Annotated in this window: 11 protein-coding genes and 1 pseudogene; 2 read left to right on the forward strand and 10 right to left on the reverse strand. The window is 65.5% G+C overall.

Annotated features, from left to right (window positions below; genetic code table 11):
* Positions 1 to 48 precede the first annotated feature (48 nt).
* Entirely contained in the window at positions 49 to 1,023 is a 975-nt protein-coding gene (locus AC3ANU_RS03450; protein WP_488315448.1) for an alpha/beta fold hydrolase, read from the reverse strand.
* Between the two features lie 143 nt (positions 1,024 to 1,166).
* On the opposite strand from AC3ANU_RS03450, the gene AC3ANU_RS03455 reads away from it, so the two are divergent.
* A complete protein-coding gene (locus AC3ANU_RS03455; RefSeq protein WP_488315449.1) occupies positions 1,167 to 2,216 on the forward strand; it encodes an LLM class flavin-dependent oxidoreductase in 1,050 nt (349 codons plus the stop codon).
* A 714-nt stretch (positions 2,217 to 2,930) separates the two neighbouring features.
* Here AC3ANU_RS03455 and AC3ANU_RS03460 read toward each other — a convergent pair.
* The 3 genes from AC3ANU_RS03460 to AC3ANU_RS03470 form a co-directional block, all read right to left on the reverse strand.
* The gene (locus tag AC3ANU_RS03460) at positions 2,931 to 5,249 is read right to left on the reverse strand and encodes a hypothetical protein (protein ID WP_488315450.1); all 2,319 of its coding nucleotides are present in this window, start codon (positions 5,247 to 5,249) and stop codon (positions 2,931 to 2,933) included.
* 98 nt (positions 5,250 to 5,347) lie between these two features.
* Positions 5,348 to 5,887, reverse strand: a complete 540-nt coding sequence (locus AC3ANU_RS03465; RefSeq protein WP_488315451.1) for a hypothetical protein — start codon at positions 5,885 to 5,887, stop codon at positions 5,348 to 5,350.
* Entirely contained in the window at positions 5,880 to 6,419 is a 540-nt protein-coding gene (locus AC3ANU_RS03470; RefSeq protein ID WP_488315452.1) for a hypothetical protein, read from the reverse strand. Before AC3ANU_RS03470 ends, AC3ANU_RS03465 begins: the two co-directional genes overlap by 8 nt.
* 702 nt (positions 6,420 to 7,121) lie before the next feature.
* Between AC3ANU_RS03470 and metH the strand changes: the two genes are divergently transcribed.
* Complete coding sequence (gene metH / locus AC3ANU_RS03475) at positions 7,122 to 10,766, forward strand: methionine synthase (protein ID WP_488315453.1); 3,645 nt, start codon at positions 7,122 to 7,124, stop codon at positions 10,764 to 10,766.
* A gap of 29 nt (positions 10,767 to 10,795) precedes the next feature.
* Here the strand turns inward: metH and AC3ANU_RS03480 are convergent, their stop codons facing one another.
* From AC3ANU_RS03480 to AC3ANU_RS03505, 6 genes and pseudogenes are all read right to left on the reverse strand, one after another.
* Complete coding sequence (locus AC3ANU_RS03480) at positions 10,796 to 12,415, reverse strand: ABC-F family ATP-binding cassette domain-containing protein (protein WP_488315454.1); 1,620 nt, start codon at positions 12,413 to 12,415, stop codon at positions 10,796 to 10,798.
* A 366-nt stretch (positions 12,416 to 12,781) separates the two neighbouring features.
* Positions 12,782 to 15,654, reverse strand: a pseudogene (locus AC3ANU_RS03485) (ATP-binding cassette domain-containing protein).
* The gene (locus AC3ANU_RS03490) at positions 15,651 to 16,211 is read right to left on the reverse strand and encodes a hypothetical protein (RefSeq protein WP_488315455.1); all 561 of its coding nucleotides are present in this window, start codon (positions 16,209 to 16,211) and stop codon (positions 15,651 to 15,653) included. The pseudogene AC3ANU_RS03485 and the gene AC3ANU_RS03490 overlap by 4 nt, the downstream one beginning before the upstream one ends.
* 181 nt (positions 16,212 to 16,392) lie before the next feature.
* Positions 16,393 to 17,955 carry an APC family permease gene (locus AC3ANU_RS03495; protein ID WP_018769944.1) on the reverse strand — a complete coding sequence of 521 codons (1,563 nt, stop codon included), beginning with the start codon at positions 17,953 to 17,955 and terminating at the stop codon, positions 16,393 to 16,395.
* A 147-nt stretch (positions 17,956 to 18,102) separates the two neighbouring features.
* On the reverse strand, positions 18,103 to 19,743 hold the full coding sequence (locus AC3ANU_RS03500; protein WP_488315456.1) for a GMC family oxidoreductase: 1,641 nt from the start codon (positions 19,741 to 19,743) through the stop codon (positions 18,103 to 18,105).
* A complete protein-coding gene (locus AC3ANU_RS03505; protein ID WP_488315457.1) occupies positions 19,744 to 21,282 on the reverse strand; it encodes an aldehyde dehydrogenase family protein in 1,539 nt (512 codons plus the stop codon).
* Positions 21,283 to 21,370: the final 88 nt, after the last annotated feature.

Here is a 21,370-nt window from a genome sequence, read left to right on the forward strand (position 1 = left end):
TGAGTGCCGCCGTCGAACCTTCCAGCGGGGTGCTTTTCTCGGGGACCGTCAGCCTGCAGCTGACGGTGTGGGGGAGTCCTGCCGCTGGGTGACACGCTGGATGAACTCGACCGTCTCGCGCTCTGTCTCTGCGCGGGTGGTGGGTTCGTTGTGCACTTCATGCCGGACGCCGGGGAAGACGCGGGTGCGGACGTCCGCGTGGCCCGAATCCGCCAGGCGGTTGGCCACGTGGTAGGCGCCTTCGCCGTAGTTGGTCACGGGGTCCTGGTCGCCGGCGAGGATGAGGACGGGGAGTTCGGCGGGGAGCTGTTTGTACCAGTCGTCGTTGGTTACCTGGTCGTAGAGGTCCACGAAGCCCTGCAGGAAGCGGGCGCTGAGCGGTGCGCCGAAGTTGTTGAAGGGGTCCCTCCCGTGGTCGGCGACGACGTCGGCGTCCAGCGCCACCCAGGCGGTGGGGCCGGCGTTTTCTCCCAGGCGGCCCAGGAAGCCGTCGAACAACTGGCCCACCAGTTCCTCGGGCGCGGGCTCCGCGGCGCGCTCGCCGGAGGCAAGCCGTGCCAATTCCGGCCGGTTGATCCTTTTCTCGATGCCACGCATTTGGGCGGCGATTCCGCAGAGGATCAGGCCGGAAAGCTGCGCACCTGGATTGACGGCCATGCCGCGGGCGATCATGGAGCCCCAGCTGTGGCCGAACACCACGTACGGAAGCGGGGGGAGTGCCTCCCTGGCTTTGGCCTGGAGGGTGACCTCGTCCGCCACCACCACGCTGGCTGCGTCCTCACCGGCATCGCCCCACGTGCCCTGCTGCATCGCGGTGCGCCCGTGCCCGGCATGGTCGCCTGCCACGACGATGAATCCCGCGTCCACCAGGGTGGAGATGAGGTGGAGGTAGCGGCGGGAATGCTCGCCGAGCCCGTGGACCAGCTGCACGATTGCCTTTGGCTGGCCGATGGGTTCGTAGACCCATGCCTGGATGGTGTCGCGGCCGTTGGCGGACGTGAATTCGATTTCCTGCAATGACATGTATTCCTCCCCTTGCCTGCGCCGTCGCTGGCTCGTGGTGAGCCTAACGCCAAGGCCGTCATGTGCGTCAATGCTTGCTGGTTCATTTAAGGGGCTTCCGCCTAGTCTGAAACCAGCCCCGTCCGCCGCTTTGAAGGAAGCCGATGCCGCACCCCAACCGTCCCCTGCGCAAGCTGGGGTTCCTCACCATTGGTTTGTTTGATCCGGCAAACCCGGCTGCGGGCCACGAGTCCACGTTGCAGATCATCGAGCTGGGGGAGCGGCTGGGGTTCGACAGTGCCTGGCTGCGCCACCGCCACCTGCAGTTCGGGATTTCTTCCCCTGTGGCGGTGATGGCTGCGGCGAGCCAGCGCACCTCGCACATTGAGCTTGGCACTGCCGTGACGCCGCTGGGCTGGGAAAACCCGCTGCGCCTGGCCGAGGACCTGGCCACCGTGGACCTGCTGGCAGGTGGACGCATCAACCCAGGCGTAAGCGTTGGGGAGCCGATGCAGTACGACACGGTGAAGCATGAGCTGTACCCGGATACCGCGGACGTGGAGGACTTCAGCTACGCCCGGGTGGAGCGGTTTGCGCGGCTGGTTGCCGGGGAGCCGGTGCGGGAGTTCTCGGGCAAGCAGGGCGTGGTGGAGGAGTTTTCCAGCCGTGTGGAGCCGCATTCCCCTGGCTTGCGGGACCGTCTTTGGTATGGGGCCGGCAGTACGAAGTCGGCGGTGTGGGCGGGTGCTCATGGCTTCAACCTGCTGTCCAGCAGCGTGATTTTTCCGGACAAGGACCAGGAACCGGACTTCGCCCTGGTCCAGCAGTCGCAGATACGGGCGTTCCGGGAAGCGGCAGCCTCGGCTGGACTCGCCGGGGCTAGGGTTTCGCAGGGGCTCGTGGTGATCCCGACCGACTCGGCGACGCCGTCCCAGCAGGAGAAGTACCAGCGGTACGTGGACGAACGCACTCCACGCACGGCTGCACCTCAGGGGCCGCGGGGCATGATGTTCGCGGCTGATCTGATCGGCACCAGTGCGGAGATCGCGGAGCAGCTGTACGCTCACGCCGGATTCCAGGAAGTGGACGAGGTGGCGTTCGCGCTTCCTTTCAGCTTCGACCACGAGGACTACGTCCAGATCCTGACGGACATCGCGGGCAAGCTGGGGCCCACGTTGGGTTGGACGGCGGGCGGCGACCAACCGGCGCCGTAGTACGACGGAACCGCTGCGGCGCGGGCTACAAGGCATCCGACGCATTGCCGTTGGGTGACCTGCTGGATGAGGAGGATGAACCGGTTGAGCCTGCTGCTTCAATTTCGCCGATTTGCTGGTGAAACTGATGGTGGTTCTACAAGCCGGACGCGGAACGCTGCTGCAAGATACGTGGCTGTTGGGCGGGACCAGCCGGGACAATCGCTACGGCCAGCGCGGGGCTTCCCAGGCCGCTCGGGCGTCGTACGTGGACCCGTGGGTAGGGTCTCTACCGGACGGGTACGACGCAGCGTTGGACGACGAGGCTGCGAACGTGTCCGCCGATTAGAAGCAGTAGCTGTCCATTGCCCAGGGTTTGCAGACTTGGCAGTCGGTGCTGATCCTGGAAGAGGCTAGGTCCTCCGTGGATGCCGTGGCCAACGTGCCGTTGCCGAGGGCCATGATTGCACTCAGGTCCAACGGGGCACCGTTCTTGATCGCCCCTGCCTCTCCACGGGTCCGCGACGCTGACCTCATCCTGTCGATGGAGGCAGGCAGATAATGGAGCGGGCACGCACGCCTCGTTGCTGGCAGCGAGTGGTGCGTAAGCCTGGCTTGTACGCCGCCTAGTTCGCGCCTCCTGCGGCGGAGGTTTTGAGGTTCCTTCGGTCCGGCCGCGTATAAGACCCGAAAGGCCAAGTAATCTAGTGCCGGCAAGGAGACCTACCCTCGAGCTCAAGTCGCAGGGGAACTTGCTAATAGTCGCTGGACTTCCCACGCGGCTTTCCTGAGAACTCGTGCCCTACTTTCCTGGACCAATAGAGAAATTTGGGCTTCTACGCCGCCGCCGTAGTTCCATGACCCTTCTCTAGCAACTATTTGGAACCCATGCAAAGTCCGCAGTGGTACGAGGATACCGTCAGCTTCCAGTAGTTCGACGAGGCGTCGATGCACAATCGGGCGCATGGTTGATTCCATGTTGCCAACAAGGGCCAAGCCGTGTCCCGCTAATGCCCGTACAACGGGTTCGGTTTCTCGGGACAACTGAAGTAGAAGGACCTGCCCCCACTCCGCTTCTCCGAACTCCCTAGCGACAAAAGGCAGGATTGAACATGCCGCTTTTCGACTACTTGCCGAATCTCCGCCTGCCATGTCGGTCACTGCTCCAACAGCTTCGTCACGACTCAGTACCTTCAATAGCGACCCGAATCGAATAGCTTCTGGGAAGTAGGGGAGTTTCTCAGAAGAGAAGGGCGAATCCGCGTGGGGGGAGTCAATTACGCTGCGCCAATTGGACCTAAGTGTCCGAAGAGAACGCTCTGGAATCTTGCTATATGAAGCACTTAGACGATCAAGTGCTGCTTTCTTGTAGTAACCGTCGACAGCCGGATCAATGAGGAGTTCTGTCACGGCATCCCAGAGTCTTACTTCGTCGAACTTAACGGCGAGAGCCAGAGATAAGAGGCCCAGGTCGTGCCCTCCGAAAGACATACTCCCGCTGCCAGCTTGGTTCTGGATGTCGCGGAGCCCGTTCAGGCAGGCCTGGATGGCGCGTTCTTTATCGGTGTCCGCAAGTACAGCGCCATCAGGGTGATAGTTCGCGATCTGGACGGCCACGTAGTAGTCGGATAATGCTTCGTAGGCACGCCTACTTGTTAGAGGTACGCCGATACCAGAAGCCTGGGCTGCCAGATTCTTGGAGCCCTCTTGGTCAGCGTGTAGCCGTCCCCAGGCTCTCCATGCGTCTTGGATATCAGCCGATACCGCTTCCCAGTCGATCTCTTCTACGAGGTTCTGAAAGGTGTCTTCTAAAATGCGTGTGTTCTGATGTGTCTGCAGGTACTGGAGTGCTTGGGAGGCAACGCGGTCGTCCGCGCCGCTATCGGGAAGAAGTCTTGCAACTGCCGCCCATGTCGACCTTTCATCTTGAAAGCTTCGTCCTGAGTTTTCTGACGATGGACTTTGAAGGTAGCTGAATACGCCCTCCAGGGCCGCGTTCAGCTCCGCTGGGTCCATAAAGTTAGCGGCTGCGGATATCACCATTAGGTCAGGTTGACTCATCCGGCGGGGAAATGAGGATCTCCGCCGGATAACAGACGCATCGTTCTGTAAAGCCTCAGTGGGTCCCTGTGATTGGATCCTGTGAATTGCCCCTTCTAATGAGTCCTTGTCGCCTGCGAGCCGCAAAAGTCGAAGTGCATCTTGTATCGCTCCGGCATCCAAGGGCTCAACAAGGATTCGGATGCGTCCGAGCGCAGAGCGGCCATTGCCTATCTCGTAAATGTTGGCCGACAACTCCGCAGCGAGGAGGCTCTCCCATCCTTCTCGAAGGACGGGGTTCCCCGATGCCCATAAGGTCTTCTTGGTGCTAGGGGCCGCCACGTCCTGGAAATGCTGCTTCACAAACTGATTGTCACGTGAAGCCGCATGCGCCCTGATCCGCGTATCCGACCAAGGCGAGCGAGCCCTGACCACGTCGATCCACGTGTCACCTTCAAAACCCTCCATGCGGGACGTTAACATTCGTTCATGGACGCGGGTAGCCTCGAAGGCATCCTTCTGAACCCTCACTGAATCCCAACTGATCCCCTTCGACACGGGAAATCTATCCCAGCGCCCCCGTACGTTATTGAGCTCCCGGAGTTCAGCCAGGACATTCTGTGCTTGAGAACGGTTGGACGTTTCGTACTCTCGGAGGGCCAATTGGATGAGCAAAACCCGAAGGACCAGTACTTTGCTTGGAGAAGCTTCTTCGGTGGCTTGAAAATCTGCTCGCAGTACTTCTGCCAGGGTCCGGAGCCTCGTCACTGCCGTTTCAGGTTCGTCCATCTCCACTTGAGCCACGGTGCCAAAAAGCGCAGCAGCGACGCGGGCGCCAAGGGGAATGGTTGCATTATCGACCAGTTTCCATAGTTCGGCCGCCCCGTCGTGAATCGATGTCCCATTAACTGACTGCCAAGCAGCATCAACAAGCGCTGTAACCCACTCAGGTGTTTCCGGGCCCAGGAGATCTCGGTATCGTTCAAGGTCATTGGCTCTGAGTTGAGCTACCAAGGCCAACAGTCCCGGACCCTGTATTCTGTCCTGTGAAAAGTTAGGATGCGGGGACATTGCCCAAGGGGCAACAACACTGGATACCCACGACGAATCTGTCATATCCCTCTCGCATCCCACGGCTCTAGGCTTTCGTTTTGCGCTTTATATTGCATGTCGAGGTCAGACGATCCATATTCCGGGGATATCATGCCGCGCTCTATCAGCGACTGTAACAGCAGCATTTCCGTCTCCGACCGCAGCAGTTCTGTTGTGTACGCACGAATGGTGTGGTGCTGCTTACCCAAGTTACTTAGCGCTTCGTTCGACAAAATCTGTACATGCTTTTCATTTACTTTCGGTAAGCCTGCCTTATCGCAGGCTATCAGAACTACCCGCGAGTGCTTATTCGGTGGCCAATTGAGGACAGCGGCTTCAATGGCGCCATCTTTCTTGATCTTCTTATGCCATTGTGCCTCGTATGCAAAAAAATGTATATGAGCCTCTTGGTCTGATTTTTGATCAAACTCCTTTATGGGTGCTGTGGCGGAGCTCAATTTAAGAACTGTTTGGCGCCAACTTGCTTCCCATGCCACATCCATTGTCAATAGAGGTATCCATTGAACAACCAAGGCGGTTGCCTGCTCAGCTTCAGTCATTCTTAGTCGGCTCCGGTTGGACAGTGACGGTAACCGACTTTCGTTCTACAAAGATGTCGATCCTGCCCTTACCGGAGGTGTTTCCGCATTCATGGGACTCCACCTTCATCGGAATTAGAACTGAGTTGCCCCGCAGATCCTCGAGCGACATCCAGCCAGAAAAAGGTCTTTTTAGTTCGGGACACCCTGGCATTGTCTGCAAGGATTCTGCCAACAGAACCGTTACCGGAACGTCCGGCTCCGGGAAGTAGGTGTCAAAAGGGATGACCATGAGAGCCGCCCCGGCAGCAACAACTCCCGCCATGGAGCCATATCGCGTTGAGGATCTTATTTTGTCAATTATTGAATTAGTAAAACTTTCCTTTGAGCCAGTGCCTTCTGGCTTGGAATATAGAGACGCCTGAAGATAAAAACATCCGCTAATGATGAAAAAAATAAGAGAAATGTAGCCGGCGACTTGCGCTGCGGGAGAAAGTGCATCGCGAATGGGTGAAAACACCAGCCCCGCAACGAGCGCTCCAGCTGCTGTCACTACAAGTGTGGTGGCTGAGCGAGCTCTGTCACGATAACGCTCCGCCGGTGACGCAGCGGGCTCTGGTGCAACACCTACATCCGACCCCATTTGAACATCATAGGCTAGGGGACTGCTTGCCTGTCTTCGGTACCCATAGGCCTTTTCGCAAGCTGCTCAGGCGGGATCTGTCTGACGGAGCTCAGCTTCCCATACGAGGTGCCAGGGCTCGGGCCCGAGGCGTACGACCTTCGCGCGTACCAGTGCGCAACAATCTACGCAGGGGGCCGACAGCCCCGCCGGGCAGGAACGTTGCGCCTGTCTACGCTGTTCAAGGCCGCCGACGGCAGCAGGAAGCTCAGGAAGCTTCGGACGTCGTCCTGGTAACGCTGGCACCTTCTGTTCATCCTTGCGAAACCGCTTAGAAGGTGCCAATTCTCTGGTGTCCACCAGTGCTTTCACGCACACTTGCGCCAGTACCTTTCCAGTCCTCCGGATACTCCCGTTGTGCCAGGACTACTTCTTGTCCGTGAGAAGCATCATCGTCGTCTCCAAGTGGAAACTGCGTCGGCACCCGCTTCGCCGAGGCACACAGGCCAGCTGCCGTCGATGTCGGCAAGTCCCTGGCCCTGACGCAGGTGGACTCACCTGATAGACGCCAGCCACCCCGTAGCATCCGGACACACAGCGCAACGTTGGCGCCCCCACACGTAACCTGTTTAGATGCCTCGTTTTGCGCTTGATATTGAGTCCGTGCCCCGCCCTGCCCGTTCGCAGGAGCTCCTGGATGCAGTGAACCACTCCGTGGTCATTGCCGACGGCGCCATGGGCACGATGCTGCAGGGCCGGGACCTCTCACTTGAGAAGGACTTCCTGGGCCTCGAAGGCTGCAACGAGATCCTCAATGACACGCGGCCCGATGTCCTCGCGGACATCCACGACGCCTACTTCGCCACCGGCATCGACGCCGTCGAGACCAACACCTTCGGCGCCAACTGGTCCAACCTGTCTGACTACGGCATCGACGACCGGATCGAAGAACTGGCGAGAAAAGGCGCCCGCATCGCCCGTGAACGCGCTGAAGCGGCAGAAAAAACAGACGGCCGCATGCGCTGGGTCCTCGGCTCGATGGGACCCGGCACGAAGCTCCCCAGCCTGGGCCACACCAGCTACGACTACCTCAAGCAGACCTTCGCCCTCCAGGCAGAGGGCCTCATCGAAGGCGGCGCGGACGCCTTCCTCATCGAAACCAGCCAGGACCTCCTGCAGACCAAGGCCGCCGTCAACGGCTGCAAGCAGGCCATCGTGGACCGCGGCGTCCGCCTCCCCATCTTCGTCGAGGTGACGGTGGAAACCACCGGAACCATGCTCATGGGCTCCGAAATCGGCGCCGCGCTCACTGCCCTCGAACCGCTCGGCGTCGACGCGATCGGCCTGAACTGCGCCACCGGCCCGGACGAGATGAGCGAGCACCTCCGCCACCTCTCCAAGCAGTCCTCCGTGGCCATCGCCTGCATGCCCAACGCCGGCCTGCCTGTCCTCGGCGCCAACGGCGCCCACTACCCGCTCTCACCCTCCGAACTCGCCACCGCGCACGAGCAGTTCGTGCGCGAATTCGGCCTGGGCCTGGTGGGCGGCTGCTGCGGTACGACGCCGGAGCACATGGCCGCCGTCGTCGAACGTCTTGCCCCCTTCCGCACCAAAGCCGTGGAGACCAAGGAAGACAACGCGCCGGCGAGAATCCCCGAAGAACGCGAGGCCGGCGTCGCCTCCCTCTACCAGCACGTCAACTTCGACCAGGAGTCCGCGTATCTGGCCATCGGCGAACGTACCAACGCGAACGGCTCCAAGGCCTTCCGCCAGGCCATGCTCGAGGAACGCTGGGACGACTGCGTGGATATCGCCCGCGAACAGATCCGCGTCGGCGCCCACCTGCTGGACGTCTGCGTCGACTACGTGGGCCGCGACGGCGTCGCGGACATCAAAGAGCTCGTCAGCCGCTTCGCCTCCGCCTCCACCCTCCCGCTGGTCATCGACTCCACGGAGCCGCCCGTCCTGCAGGCCGGCCTGGAACTCATCGGCGGCCGCCCCGTGGTCAACTCCGTCAACTACGAGGACGGCGACGGCCCCAACAGCCGCTTCGCCCGCATCATGCCCCTGGTCAAGGAACACGGCACCGCCGTCATCGCCCTGACCATTAACGAAGAGGGCCAGGCCCGCACCACCGAAGGCAAGGTGGCCATCGCCTCCCGCCTGGTGGACGCCCTGGTGGGCGAATGGGGCATGCGCGTAGAGGACATCATCGTCGACTGCCTCACCTTCCCCGTGGCCACTGGCCAGGAGGAAACCCGCCGGGACGGCATCGAAACCATCGAGGCCATCCGCCAGATCACCGCCAAGTACCCCGGCATCAACACCACCCTCGGCGTCTCCAACGTCTCCTTCGGCCTGAACCCCGCAGCGCGCATCGTCCTGAACTCCGTGTTCCTGCACGAGGCCGTCCAGGCCGGCCTGACCAGCGGCATCATCGACGCCGCCAAGATCGTCCCGCTCGCCTCACTGCCGGAAGAGCAGCGCAAGGTGGCCCTGGACCTGGTCTGGGACCGCCGCGAATACGACGCCGACGGCAACGTCACCTATGACCCCCTGGCCAGCATGCTGGACCTCTTCGCCGGCGTCGACACCGCAGCGCTCAAGGACCAGCGCGCCGCCGAACTCGCGGCGCTGCCCACCGGCGCGCGCCTGGAGCGGCGCATCATCGACGGAGAAGGCAAGGGCCTCGAAGAGGACCTGGACCTGGCCCGCAGCGAGGGCATGACCCCGCTGGGCATCATCAACGACCACCTGCTCGAGGGCATGAAGGTGGTGGGCGAGCGCTTCGGCGCCGGCGAGATGCAGCTGCCGTTCGTGCTGCAGTCCGCCGAGGTGATGAAGAACGCCGTCGCCCTGCTCGAACCGCACATGGAGAAGTCGGATTCGTCCGGCAAGGGCACCATGGTGATCGCCACCGTCCGCGGCGACGTGCACGACATCGGCAAGAACCTGGTGGACATCATCCTCACCAACAACGGCTACAAGGTCATCAACATCGGCATCAAGCAGGGCATCGCCGAGATCATCGCCGCAGCCGAGCAGCACAACGCCGACGTGATCGGCATGTCCGGCCTGCTGGTGAAGTCCACCGTGGTGATGAAGGAAAACCTCGCCGAGCTGCAGTCCCGCGGCCTGGCCAAGAAATGGCCGGTCATCCTGGGCGGCGCAGCCCTCACCCGCGCCTACGTGGAGCAGGACCTGGCGGAGCAGTTCGACGGCGTGGTCCGCTACGCCAAGGACGCCTTCGAGGGCCTCTCCCTCATGGAGCCGCTGGTCCGCGTGGCCCGCGGTGAATCACCGGACGACGTCGGCCTGCCGCCGTTGAAGAAACGCATCCACAAGGGCGGCGCGAAGTTCACGGTCACCGAGCCCGAGGCCATGCCCGGCCGGTCCGACGTCGCCACCGACAACCCCGTCCCCGTGCCGCCGTTCTGGGGCACCCGCATCGTCCGCGGCGTCTCGCTCCACGAGTACGCCGCGTTCCTCGACGAGCGCGCCACCTTCATGGGGCAGTGGGGCCTCAAGCCCGGCCGCGGCGAGGACGGCGCCTCCTACGAGGAACTCGTGGAACGCGAGGGCCGGCCGCGCCTGCGCTACTGGCTGGACCGTATCCTGGGCGAGGGGATGCTGGACGCGTCCGTCGCCTACGGCTACTTCCCCGTGGTCTCCGAAGGGGAGCAGGTGGTGGTGCTTCACCACGGCGAGGATCCCGACGGCGTCCTGGGCACCGCGGGCCTGCTCGCCCCGGACGGCGGTTCAGGCGGCCCGATCGGCACCGACCGCCTGCGCTTCGACTTCCCACGGCAGCGCCGCGACCGCCACCTGTGCCTGGCCGACTTCGTGAAGTCCCGCGAGTCCGGGCAGATCGACGTGCTGCCGGTGCAGCTGGTCACCGCCGGCTCCAAGATCGAAGAGTTCACGTCCAAGATGTTCGCGGCCAACCAGTACCGCGACTACTACGAACTCAACGGCCTGGTCATGCAGCTCACCGAGGCGCTGGCAGAGTTCTGGCACGCGCGGATCCGCAAGGAGCTGGGCTTCGCGTCCGAGGAGCCCAAGGACACGGCAGGGTACTTCAAGCTGGACTACCGCGGTGCCCGGTTCTCGCTGGGCTACCCCGCCTGCCCGGACATGGAGGACCGCCGCAAGGTCACCGAGCTGCTGAAGCCCGAGCGCATGGGCGTGGTCCTGAGCGACGAGCTGATGCTGCACCCCGAGCAGTCCACCGACGCGTTCGTGTTCCACCACCCGGAGGCCAAGTACTTCAAGGTGTGAGGTCGGCGGCTGACGGCCACGGCCTCCTGTCATTCCGCGCCAGGCAGCGAGGCCAGCTCCGTCAACGACCCGTCGCGTCCCATGCCGAGGATGAGGTCCAGGTCCAACCGGTCCAGGAAGGCGTCATCGTGGCTGACCACGATGACGGCGCCGCCGTAGGCCCCGAGCGACTCCACCAGCTGGTCAACGCTCCGGATGTCCAGATTGTTGGTTGGCTCATCCAGGATCAGGACTTGAGGCGGCGGGTCGGCGAAAAGCAGCCGGGCCAGGGAAACCCTGAACCGCTCACCGCCTGAGAGTGTGTGCACCGGCCGGTTCACGCTGTCGCCGCGGAGGAGGAACCGGGCCAGCTGGTTGCGGATATCACCCGCAGGCACGTCCGGTGCGGCGTCCTGCACGTTTTCGAGGGTTGTTGCCTCTTCCCGCAGCCCGTCGAGCCGTTGACGCAGGTAGCCGGCGCGGTCCGTCAGCAGGCTTCCACCGGTTTCGCCCTCGATGCACGGGACACCGCCCATCAAGCGTTCCAGGAGTGTGGTCTTGCCGGCCCCGTTGGGTCCGGTGATGGCCACCTTCTCCGGGCCCTGCACCACGAAGGAGCGGTTGGTGCCCCGCAGTTCCGCGATCCGCCGGCCGCGCGGAACGTCCGGGTCGGGAAGGTTCAGGGATATCCGCTCCTGGTCCCGCACCCTCGCTGCGGCGGCGTCCAGGGCCGCTTGCGCGGCCTGCACTTTGGCGTCCATGCCGGAACGCATTCGTCCGGCTGAGACCTGGGCATCAGAGGCCCGCTGGTTCATCAGGATCTTGGATCCCTTCTTATTGTCGTAGCTGTCCTGGCCCGTCCTGGCCCGTTGGGCGAGCTTCGATTCGGCCTCCTGCTTTTGCCGCTTTTCCTTCTTCACCAGTTGCTCAGCGGCACGGGTTGCCTGCGCGGCTGCGGCTTGCTGGCTGTCCAGGTACGCCTGCCACTCGCTGTAGGGGCCGCCGAACACCGTGAGCCCTCCCTCATACAGTTCGGCCGTGCTGTCCATGAGTTCCAGCAGTGCCAGGTCGTGGCTGACCACCACCAGGCTGCCCGGCCAGTCGGCCAGCATGCGTCCGAGCGCCGAGCGTGCCCGGCGGTCCAGGTTGTTCGTCGGTTCGTCCAGCAAGGTGATGGGGGTGCGCCGGATCCGGAGCCCGGAGATGGCGGCCAGCATGGCTTCCCCGCCTGACAGTTCGCCCACGCGCCGGTCCAGTCCGACGCCGGTCAGGCCGATCCCCTCCAGCGCCTCGTCCGCACGGGCCTCGATGTCCCAGTCGTCGCCCAGCACATCGAAGTGTTCCACAGCTGCGTCACCGGATTCGATAGCCCGCAGGGCACGGACTTGGTCCTTGATCCCGAGCAGCTCCATCAGGGTGGCATCGTTGTGCAGTGTCAGGGTCTGCGGAAGGTAGCCGACGTCGGCTCCCGTGGTGATACTGCCGGCCGTCGGTGTGAGGGTCCCCGCCACGAGTCGCAGCAGCGTTGACTTCCCGGAGCCATTCGTTCCGACGAGCCCGGTTTTCCCGGGCCCGAAGCTGCCGGAGATCCCGGACAACGCCGGCGAGCCGTCCGGCCACCGGAAATGCACGTCCGTGAGGACGATGGATGGGTTTTTAGTTGCAGGCATGGTGCTCCCAAAACAGGATGTTGGGCGGCTGGGCCGCGGTTCGCCAAGGTCAGGTCCGTAGGGCGCGGGTCCTAAGGCGGACGGGGCGTGGCGGTGGGCTGCCACGGCGGCCCGGGGAATGGGCGCGCGTATGCTGCGGGGCAGGAAATCAGTGCAGGGGAGAAATAGCCGTGGATCGGCATCGGGCTCCGGGTGGTTTCAGCGGGTGAAGCGCTGAACTTGCCGGCCCTTGGGGCATCAGGGAAGTGTCAGCGCGCGGACTGCGTCGCGAAACCTGAAATGCCCGTCAAAACATTGCCTAACACTGGGGAACAGAGGACAACAGTGTCACAAATTCGTCTGCTGGAGGCAACCCGCCGGCCTGCGTCAAGGTGTGAGCTGGCGCCGGTCCCGGGCGGGTGGGGACGGTGTATGGGCCCGGTGGCCGGCCTGCCCACCCGCGCCGGAGACCGGCTTCACGCGCCGCAGCGCGGCGAGGATGGCGCGGCCCACCACGGCGATCCCGAGCACTGTGGTGACGGCGCGCAGGGTGTCCCAGCCCGCCGTCGACGTCAACAGCGAGTAGAGCAGGAAGCTGCTGAGGTTGGTGGCCAGCGGCGCGCCTGGAACGTAGGAGATGCCGGTGCCGGCGCCCACGGCGAAGGGCCAGAACCACAGGTTGGTCAGCAGCCCGAACAGGTACGATGCCACCACGCCGTAGCCTGCCAGCATCCACAGCTCGGCCCTGCCCCGCACCCGGCGGGGGAGCAGCCCGGCACCGGCGCCCACCCAGGCGCAGGCGAACATCTGGAACGGCGTCCACGGCCCGATCCCACCCCACAGCACGCTGGAGACGGCGATGGTGGCGGCGCCGAGGAGCAGGCCAAACCGTGGACCGAACGCCCGGCCCGCCAGGATCAGCAGGATGAAGACCGCCTCCACGCCGCCGACGCCGGTGCTCGCCACCCGGACAGCGGAACCGACGGCCGCCAGCACGCCCAGCAGTGCCACCGTGTGTGCCGAGCGGACCGACCCGTCCAGGGACACCACGACGGCGACCGCGGCCACGGGTGCGATGGCCAGCGCAGCGTAGGGGAGGGCAGCGGTGGCATCCTGCGGCACGGCGGCGGCGAGCAGCGGCCAGGAGAAGGCCGCGAGGGCCAGCAGGTTTGCGGCCGCGAGGACTGCCAGTTCGAGCGCCCGCGGCATCCGGGGGCGCCGGGGCTTTGCAGCGTCCCGTGGGCCTGCCTGCTCGTTGAGGGTCGCTGGCTGTGGCCTCGTTGCTGCTGGCCGCGATGGGAGGACAAGCGGTTCGGGGCTGATGGCTGCTTTGGCTGCAGGCGCCACGCCGTCCCGCATCGGCAGGATCCGGGCGCCCAGGCCGCGGGCAAACTCAAGGTCGTGGGTGGCAATCAGGACTGCGGCGCCGTCATCCGCCGCCGCCCGCAAAGCCGCCGAGACAGCCGTCCGCGCCGCGGGATCCAGGCCGCGCGTGGGCTCATCGATCAGGAGGACCTGCGGGCTGTCCATGGTCTGCAGCGCGATGGCGAGGATCCTGCGCTCACCGGCAGAGAGGTCCCGGGGATGCTCGTGGCCAATGGGAATCTGCACGCCTCCCCGCAGCCGGGCCAGGCGTGCCGCCGCAAAGCCGGGGGCGGGCTGTCCGCCCTTCTTCCCACGGGCACCACTCTTCCCACGAGCGCCACTCTTTCCACGGGCCAGGCGCCGCTCGGCCGCACGGAGCTCTCCGGACACGGTGTCGCTGGTGAAGAGGTCGTCCGACGCGTCCGGCACCAGGGCCACCCGGCCGCCGTCGAGCACTCCTTCGTCAGCAGCTCCCTCACCCAGGGTCAGCGCCACCAGGAGGGAGGACTTGCCGGCTCCGTTCGGCCCCACCAGTGCCACCACTTCACCGGGGTGGAGGGCCAGGGACGCGTCGCGCACCAGCGGCGTACCTTTGTGGTGCACGGCGAGGTGGGCCGCCGTCAGCACCGGCACGGAGCCGGCCACCTCCCGCGCCGGACTGTCACCGGAAGGCACCGGCGCCGCGGGCGGCGCAGAACCCTGCACCAGCGCGCCACCATCAATGGTCCACCATGCATCGGCGACGGGGGCGAGTGCTGACGCCCGGTGCTCCGCCACGATGACGCAGACGCCGTCGCCGGCGAGTGCGTTGAGCACTGCGATGACGCGTGCGCGGGCTGCCGTATCAAGATCCGCCAGGGGCTCGTCCGCCAGGAGAAGCTTTGGATGGTCCACACGGCGGCGGCGATGGCCACCAGCGTCGCCTCACCGGCCGAGAGGGTGCTGACATTCCGGTCCAGCAGTGCCGGGATTCCGATCCGCCCGGCCACCTCCAGCACCCGCGCCTGCGCAGCGGCGGTCGGCACGCCGCGCAGCTCAAGGGCCAGGGCAATTTCATCCCGGACCCGGGTGGTGGCGAAGGCAGCCCGGGGATTCTGGAGCACGGTGCCGATGAGGCGGGCGGTGTCCCGCGGCGGTGTGGCGGCGCGGTCCAGTCCGCCGGCGAGAACGGTGCCGGAAACCGCTCCGCCGTCAACGTGGGAGAGCAGGCCGGCGATGCCCCGCAGGATGGTGGACTTTCCGGAACCCGTGGGCCCGGTGATCACGGTGACGGAGCCGGGCATCGGCGCGAACCCGTCAACCCTTACGCAGGTGTCCCCAATCCGGAACTGTGCGTTCCGGACGATAAGCGGCAGGCCGCCGTCGAGCCCTGGCTGGTGCGCTGCCCGGCTCCCGAAACCGCGCAGCTCCAAAGCTGCGGCAACCCGCCCGGCGTGCTCCAGGGTGCGCTCCAGTATGGGGACCAGGGCGCGGGGGCCGAAGCGTTCGCCCCGCAGCCGGAACGCCAGGCGCACGGAGGCGACGGCGTCGGACAGGGCGGGGAGGGCCGCCCATGCCACCACCAGCATCCGGGCCACGCCCTGCAGCGGGCCGCCGCGGGCCAGCCGCACGAAGCCGCGGGACACATCAACCCACGCGTTGAGCAGGCCGAAGCCGAGGATGGTTGCGGCGATGGGCAGGGCGGACAGCGCCGCCTGCCAGAGGCCCGGCGCGGTGACCGGACCGAGGAAGACTACATGGGCATACGGGGCGGGAAGCCGCAGCGGCGGCAGGTCGAGCAGGACCGGGCTGCCGGTGCCCGCCCCATTGAAAAGGACGCGGTAAATGACCCGCGCCGCGATGAACACAGCGGCGAGGACTGCCGCTGCGCGCAACGGCGCGGGCCGGAAGGTCATGCCGCGGGCGCGGCCGGCTCGCCGTCGACCGTGAAGAGCAGTTCCAGGCTCTCACCGGGGCTCACCTTCAAGGTGGCGAGGCCTTCCTGTGCGTAGGCCCATTCACCGGAGGCGGGCTTGACCCAGAGACCCCAGTAGGCGAAAGCGGCGGGCATGCCCTTGCACTCTTCGCGGTAGGTGCCGTCCTTGTGCTTGATGTCGAAGTCGGCGGCGGGCACGCCGTTCACGCGGCACACGATTTCGTTGGGGTACTGGGTGGTGCCCTCGGTCTTGACCTTTGCCTCGTCGAGCACCTTGGACGCCACGGTGGGTCCGTCCACGGACACGCAGGTGGAGGTGTCCGCAGCGGCCTGCTTCAGGGCGCCGGAATCGACGATGACCTTAACCCCGGCGCAGGGGCCGGCTGTGGTGGACGCGGCGCTGGCAGAAGCTGGGGAAGCGGGCGCAGAGGCGCTTGGCTGGGTGGCGGCCGGGGTGGAACAGCCGGAGAGGGTCAACAGGAGACCGGCGGCGGCGAGGGAGCCCGCGGCGGCGGTACGAATCTTAGTCAAAGTCACCTGTCAAGGGTAGGGCGTTGCCGCTCCGGATCAGGAGGCCGCTTCCTTGTGTGACGACGGGCCTCAACATGGCGGTGGCCGGAGGCGCAGAAAAGGCCGACGACGGCACTCACGTGAGTGCCGCCGTCGGCCCCTTCCTTTGAAATGCGCTGCTGCAGCGGACCCTGCTGCAGCAGCAGCCCTATGGCACCTGCACGTCCACCAGGTGGTGCTCCCCGGAAGCGGCGCGTGTGGCGCTCGACGACGGGTGGGCAGCCACGGCTGCGGCGTGCTCGGCCAGTACCCCTGTCTGGTGGCGGATCTTCAGGCGGTAGAGGAGGGTCCCGCCAATGATGACGGCGGCCACGAACATCACGCCGCCCCACTGCAGGTACCACTCGAACGGCGGCACCGAGTTGTAGATCTCCGGGCGGGGCCACACCAGGTTCACCGTCATGGCAGCGCCCCACAGGACGGCCAGGATGTTCACGGGAACGCCCCACTTGCCCATGCAGAACCCCGGCTCGGAAACGTCATCGGCCAGCGGCCATTTCCTCAGGAACCGCTTGCGCAGCAGGGGAACCGTGACCAGGAGGTAGGACAGGTAGATCAGCACGATGCTGATGCTGGACAGGATGGTGAAGATGGCCGGCTGCATCACGTTGACCAGCAGCGGGATGACGGCCATGATCCCGATGACGATGGCGGCGACAGTGGGGGTCCGGCGGACCGGATCCACCTTGCTGAGCTGCCGGCTGAAGGGCAGGTTGTTGTCGCGGGCCATGGCGAACATCATCCGGATGGCGGCGGCGTGGACGGCCAGGGTGCAGACCACCACGGCCACCACGATGCAGGCCAGGAAGGCCTTGCCGAACGGGCCGCCCAGGACGGAGAGCACGATGTGCTGCAGCCCGCCGTCGGCCGCCCCCACCTGGGGGTCGCCGAGGTCCGGCGCGGCCAGGATGCCGAAGAGCAGGATTCCCCCGCCCAGCAGGAACGATGCCGTAACGGCGCGCAGGATGGCCTTGGGAGCGGTCTTCTTGGGATCCTTGGTTTCCTCGCCCAGCGAACTGGCAGTGTCGAAGCCGTACATGACGTAGCCGGAGGCCATGGCGCCGATCAGGAAGACGCCGAAGAAGCCCAGGTCGTGGCCTTCGCCGAAGCCGTTGGTCTGGAAGAAGACCTCCGGGCCGCGCACCACATGCCAGCCCAGCGCGAGGATCAGCAGCACGGCCGCGATCAGCTCCACGAAGACACCGATGCTGTTGATCCTGGTCATCAGCTTCACGCCGAACGCGTTGATGAGGGTGGAGATGGTGATCATGATGGTGGCCAGCACCACGCCGTTCATGGCGAAGTCGTAGGGGCCTGTGCCGTCACCCACGAACTGGAAGCCGGACCAGAGCTGGGGCAGGGTGATCTGCAGGGCCAGTGCCACGGAGCCCAGCGCCATGATGGAGGACAACAGCAGCAGCCAGCCGGCCAGCCAGGACGAGGTCCCGGACGCCAGGCGCTTGGCCCAGTTGTAGACCGAACCCGCCACGGGGTAGCGGCCGGCCAGTTCGGCAAAACACAGGGCCACCATCAGCTGGCCGACGAACACGATGGGCCAGGACCAGGCGTACGCCGGGCCGGCCATGGAAAAACCAAAGTAGAACAGTTGGAAAACACCGGTGAGGATGGAGATATAGCTGACACCTGCGGCGAAGCTGGCAAACTTGCCGATGCTCCGGTCAAGGGTCTGGGTGTAGCCGAATTCATCCATGCCGCTTGAATCAATACTCTTGCTGGGTTCCAATATGGACTCCTAGATCAGAAAAGCACGATGGGACCGGCCGCCCTGGGGTGCGGCGGAATAACGAGGGTGGGGGCCGCCGCTGTTGGGGAAGTGCGGCCCCCTAAGACCTGCCGCTCAGGCGAGGGATGTGGTGAGCTCCTTTTCTTCCATGGCGTCTTCGACCGTGCGGTCCGCGCGGATCAGATCGGCACAGCGCTCGCCGATCATCATGACGGTGATGTTGGGGTTGACGGTGACGTGTTCGGGCATGACGGACGCATCGGCGACGCGGAGGCCGGTGACGCCCTTGACCCGCAGCCCGGAATCCAGCGGCGACATGTCGTCGTCGGCCGGGCCCATGCGGACGGTGCCCACCGGGTGGTAGACGGTGTTGTGGGTCTTGCGGATGTAGTCCTGCAGCTCTTCATCCGTCTGCGCCTCGATGCCGGGCGACAGTTCCCGGCCGGTCCATTCCGCCATGGCGGGCTGGCCGGCGATTTCACGGGCCTTGCGGATGCCGGCCACCATGACGCGCATGTCGTGGCCGTCGGGGTCCGTGAAGTAGCGGGGGTCCACCATCGGCTTGTCGCGGAAGTCGCGGCTGCGCAGCCGGACGGTGCCGCGGGAGCGGGCGTGCGTGACGTTGGGGGTGAGGCTGAAGCCGTTCTCCGTGGTGGGGTAGCCGTGCCGCAGCGTGTTCATGTCGAACGGGACGGAACCGTAGTGCATCATCAGGTCGGGGCGGTCCAGGCCGTCCTCGGTGGGAGTGAAGATCCCGATCTCCCACCACTGCGTTGAGGTCTGCACCATGGGCTGTTTTGCCTCGAACTGGACCACGCCCTCGGGGTGGTCCTGCAGGTGCTCGCCCACGCCGGGGGAGTCCACCAGGACCTCGATCCCGTGATGGGCGAGGTGTGCTGCCGGTCCGATGCCGGAGAGCATGAGCAGTTTGGGGGAGTCGATGGCGCCGGTGGACAGGACCACCTCGCGGTGTGCGGAGAGCCGGTGGGTGCGGCCGAAGGCCGAGTCCACCACGTCCACGCCGGTGCAGCGCTTGGCCGCATCGAACACCAGCTGGCGGGCGCGGAGGCCGGTCAGCAGGGTGAAGTTGGGCCGGTCGATGATGGGGTGGATGTAGGAGACGGAACTGGAGGCGCGCGTGCCGTCCGCCCGGCGGTTGATCTGGAAGAAGTTGGCGCCGTTGACCACGGTGGTGCCGGTGTTGAACTTCGCACGGGGAATTCCCGCCTGCTCGCAGGCGTCCAGAAGAGCGACGCCGGCAGGATCCGCCGGGGGCACGTTCATCAGGTGCACGGGGCCGGAGTCCCCGTGGTGGGGTGCGTCCGGGCCGGCGTCCTCGTTGGTTTCCAGCCGCTTGTACAGCGGCCAGGCCGCGTCGGCATTCCAGCCGGCGGCGCCGTACTTGGACTCCCATTCGTCCAGGTCCTCCCGTGGCGCCCAGAAGGCGATGCACGAGTTGTGGCTGGAACAGCCGCCCATCACCTTGGCACGGGCGTGGCGCATGAAGGAGTTGCCGTTTTCCTGCGGTTCCACCGGGTAGTCCCAGTCGTAGCCGGATTCCAGCAGCTCCATCCAGCGGTCCAGCTGCAGGATCTCGGGGATGTTGCGGTCGTCCGGACCGGCCTCCACCAGGGCCACGGTCACGTCCGGGTCCTCGCTCAGGCGGGCGGCAACCGCGGCGCCGGCGGATCCGCCGCCGATGACGATGTAATCGAACGAGCGCTCGCTGAGGTCCTCGATGTTGTCGAAGTGCATCTAGTTCTCCTTGCCGTGGTCAGCGAACCAGCCGGTGACCTGCGGGCTTGTGTTCTGGTAGATGTGCTTGGCTTCCTGGTACTCCGCCAGGCCCGTGGGGCCCAGCTCGCGGCCGACGCCGGACTGGCCGAAGCCGCCCCACTCGGCCTGGGGGAGGTAGGGGTGGTAGTCGTTGATCCAGATGGTGCCGTGCCGCAGCCGGGACGCCACGCGCTGCGCCTTGCCGGCGTCCTGGGTCCATACCGCCCCGGCCAGCCCGTAGATGGTGTCGTTGGCGGTGGCCACGGCCTCGTCCTCGGTGCGGAAGGTTTCCACTGTCACCACGGGGCCGAACGCCTCGTCGGTGACCACGGACATGCCGCGCTGCACCTGGTCCAGGATGGTCGGCTGGTAGTAGAACCCGCCGTCGTACTTCTCCCCGGAAGGTGCCGCGCCGCCGGTGCGGAGCCGCGCGCCCTCCTGGATTCCGCGCTGGACGTACGCGTGCACCTTGTCCCGGTGGGCGGCGGAGATCAGCGGGCCGGTCTCGGCGGCGTCGTCAAAGGGGCCGCCGAGCCGGATGCCCCGGGCGCGGCGGACCAGCTCGTCCACGAAGCGTTCGGCGATGGATTCCTCCACCAGCAGCCGGGCGCCTGCCGAGCAGACCTGCCCCGAGTGGACGAAGGCACCGTTGAGGGCGTTGTCCACGGCGGCGTCGAAGTCCGCGTCGGCAAAGATCACGTTGGGGTTCTTGCCGCCCAGCTCCAGCGCCACCTTCTTGACGGTGGCTGCGGCGGCGGCGGCGATCCGCTTGCCGGTTTCCAGGCCGCCGGTGAAGGAAACGAGGTCGACGGCGGGATGTTCCGAGAGCGGTGCACCCGCCTCCGCGCCGGGCCCGGTGACGAGGTTGGCGACCCCATCCGGCAGGCCAAGGTCCTTCAACAGCTGCATGGCCATGATGCTGGTGGAAGGGGTCAGCTCGGACGGCTTAAGGACGAAGGTGCAGCCGGCGGCCAGCGCGGGGGCGATCTTCCACGCCGCCTGGAGCAGGGGGTAGTTCCATGGTGTGATCAGGCCGCAGACGCCAACGGGTTCGTAGACGATCCTGCTCACGACGCCGGGGTCCCCGGCGTCCACCACCCGGCCGGCCTGCTGCCCTGCGAGCCTGCCAAAGTACTCAAAGCAGGCGGCGATGTCGTCCATGTCGATGCGGCTCTCGACCATGCGCTTTCCGGTGTCAAGGGACTCGGCCCGGGCGAACTCTTCCCGCCGTTCCCGCAGCCCGGCAGCGACCTTGAGGAGGAAGGACCCGCGCTCTGGTGCCGGGACGGAGGACCAGGCGCCGGAGTCGAAGGCGGCGCGGGCCGCGGCAATGGCGCGTTCGGCGTCTTCCCGGCCGGCCTCGGAGACCGTGGCCACCAGCTCGCCGTCTGCCGGGTTGCGGATCTGGCGCACGGCGCCGGATGCCGCCGGCTCCCACGCGCCGTTGATGAACAGGGAGGACGCTGCGTCCGTTGTGGTGCTCTCGACGGCGTCCAGGGTTGGTGTGGCGTATGTCATAGGAAGGACAGTAATGCACGTTGAACGAGTGTTCAATACTTTTTTGAACACTCGTTCAATGTTACTTTCGGGCCCGTCTGCGCCCGGG

This window comes from Arthrobacter sp. SDR-2R (genome assembly GCF_057747955.1).

Excerpts from the sequence above, each read along its gene's own strand:
- AC3ANU_RS03450 (WP_488315448.1), bottom strand. The coding sequence starts at position 1,023 with ATGTCATTGCAGGAAATCGAATTCACGTCCGCCAACGGCCGCGACACC.
- AC3ANU_RS03455 (WP_488315449.1), top strand. The coding sequence starts at position 1,167 with ATGCCGCACCCCAACCGTCCCCTGCGCAAGCTGGGGTTCCTCACCATT.
- AC3ANU_RS03465 (WP_488315451.1), bottom strand. The coding sequence starts at position 5,887 with ATGACTGAAGCTGAGCAGGCAACCGCCTTGGTTGTTCAATGGATACCT.
- metH (WP_488315453.1), top strand. The coding sequence starts at position 7,122 with ATGCCTCGTTTTGCGCTTGATATTGAGTCCGTGCCCCGCCCTGCCCGT.
- AC3ANU_RS03480 (WP_488315454.1), bottom strand. The coding sequence starts at position 12,415 with ATGCCTGCAACTAAAAACCCATCCATCGTCCTCACGGACGTGCATTTC.
- AC3ANU_RS03495 (WP_018769944.1), bottom strand. The coding sequence starts at position 17,955 with ATGGATGAATTCGGCTACACCCAGACCCTTGACCGGAGCATCGGCAAG.
- AC3ANU_RS03500 (WP_488315456.1), bottom strand. The coding sequence starts at position 19,743 with ATGCACTTCGACAACATCGAGGACCTCAGCGAGCGCTCGTTCGATTAC.
- AC3ANU_RS03505 (WP_488315457.1), bottom strand. The coding sequence starts at position 21,282 with ATGACATACGCCACACCAACCCTGGACGCCGTCGAGAGCACCACAACG.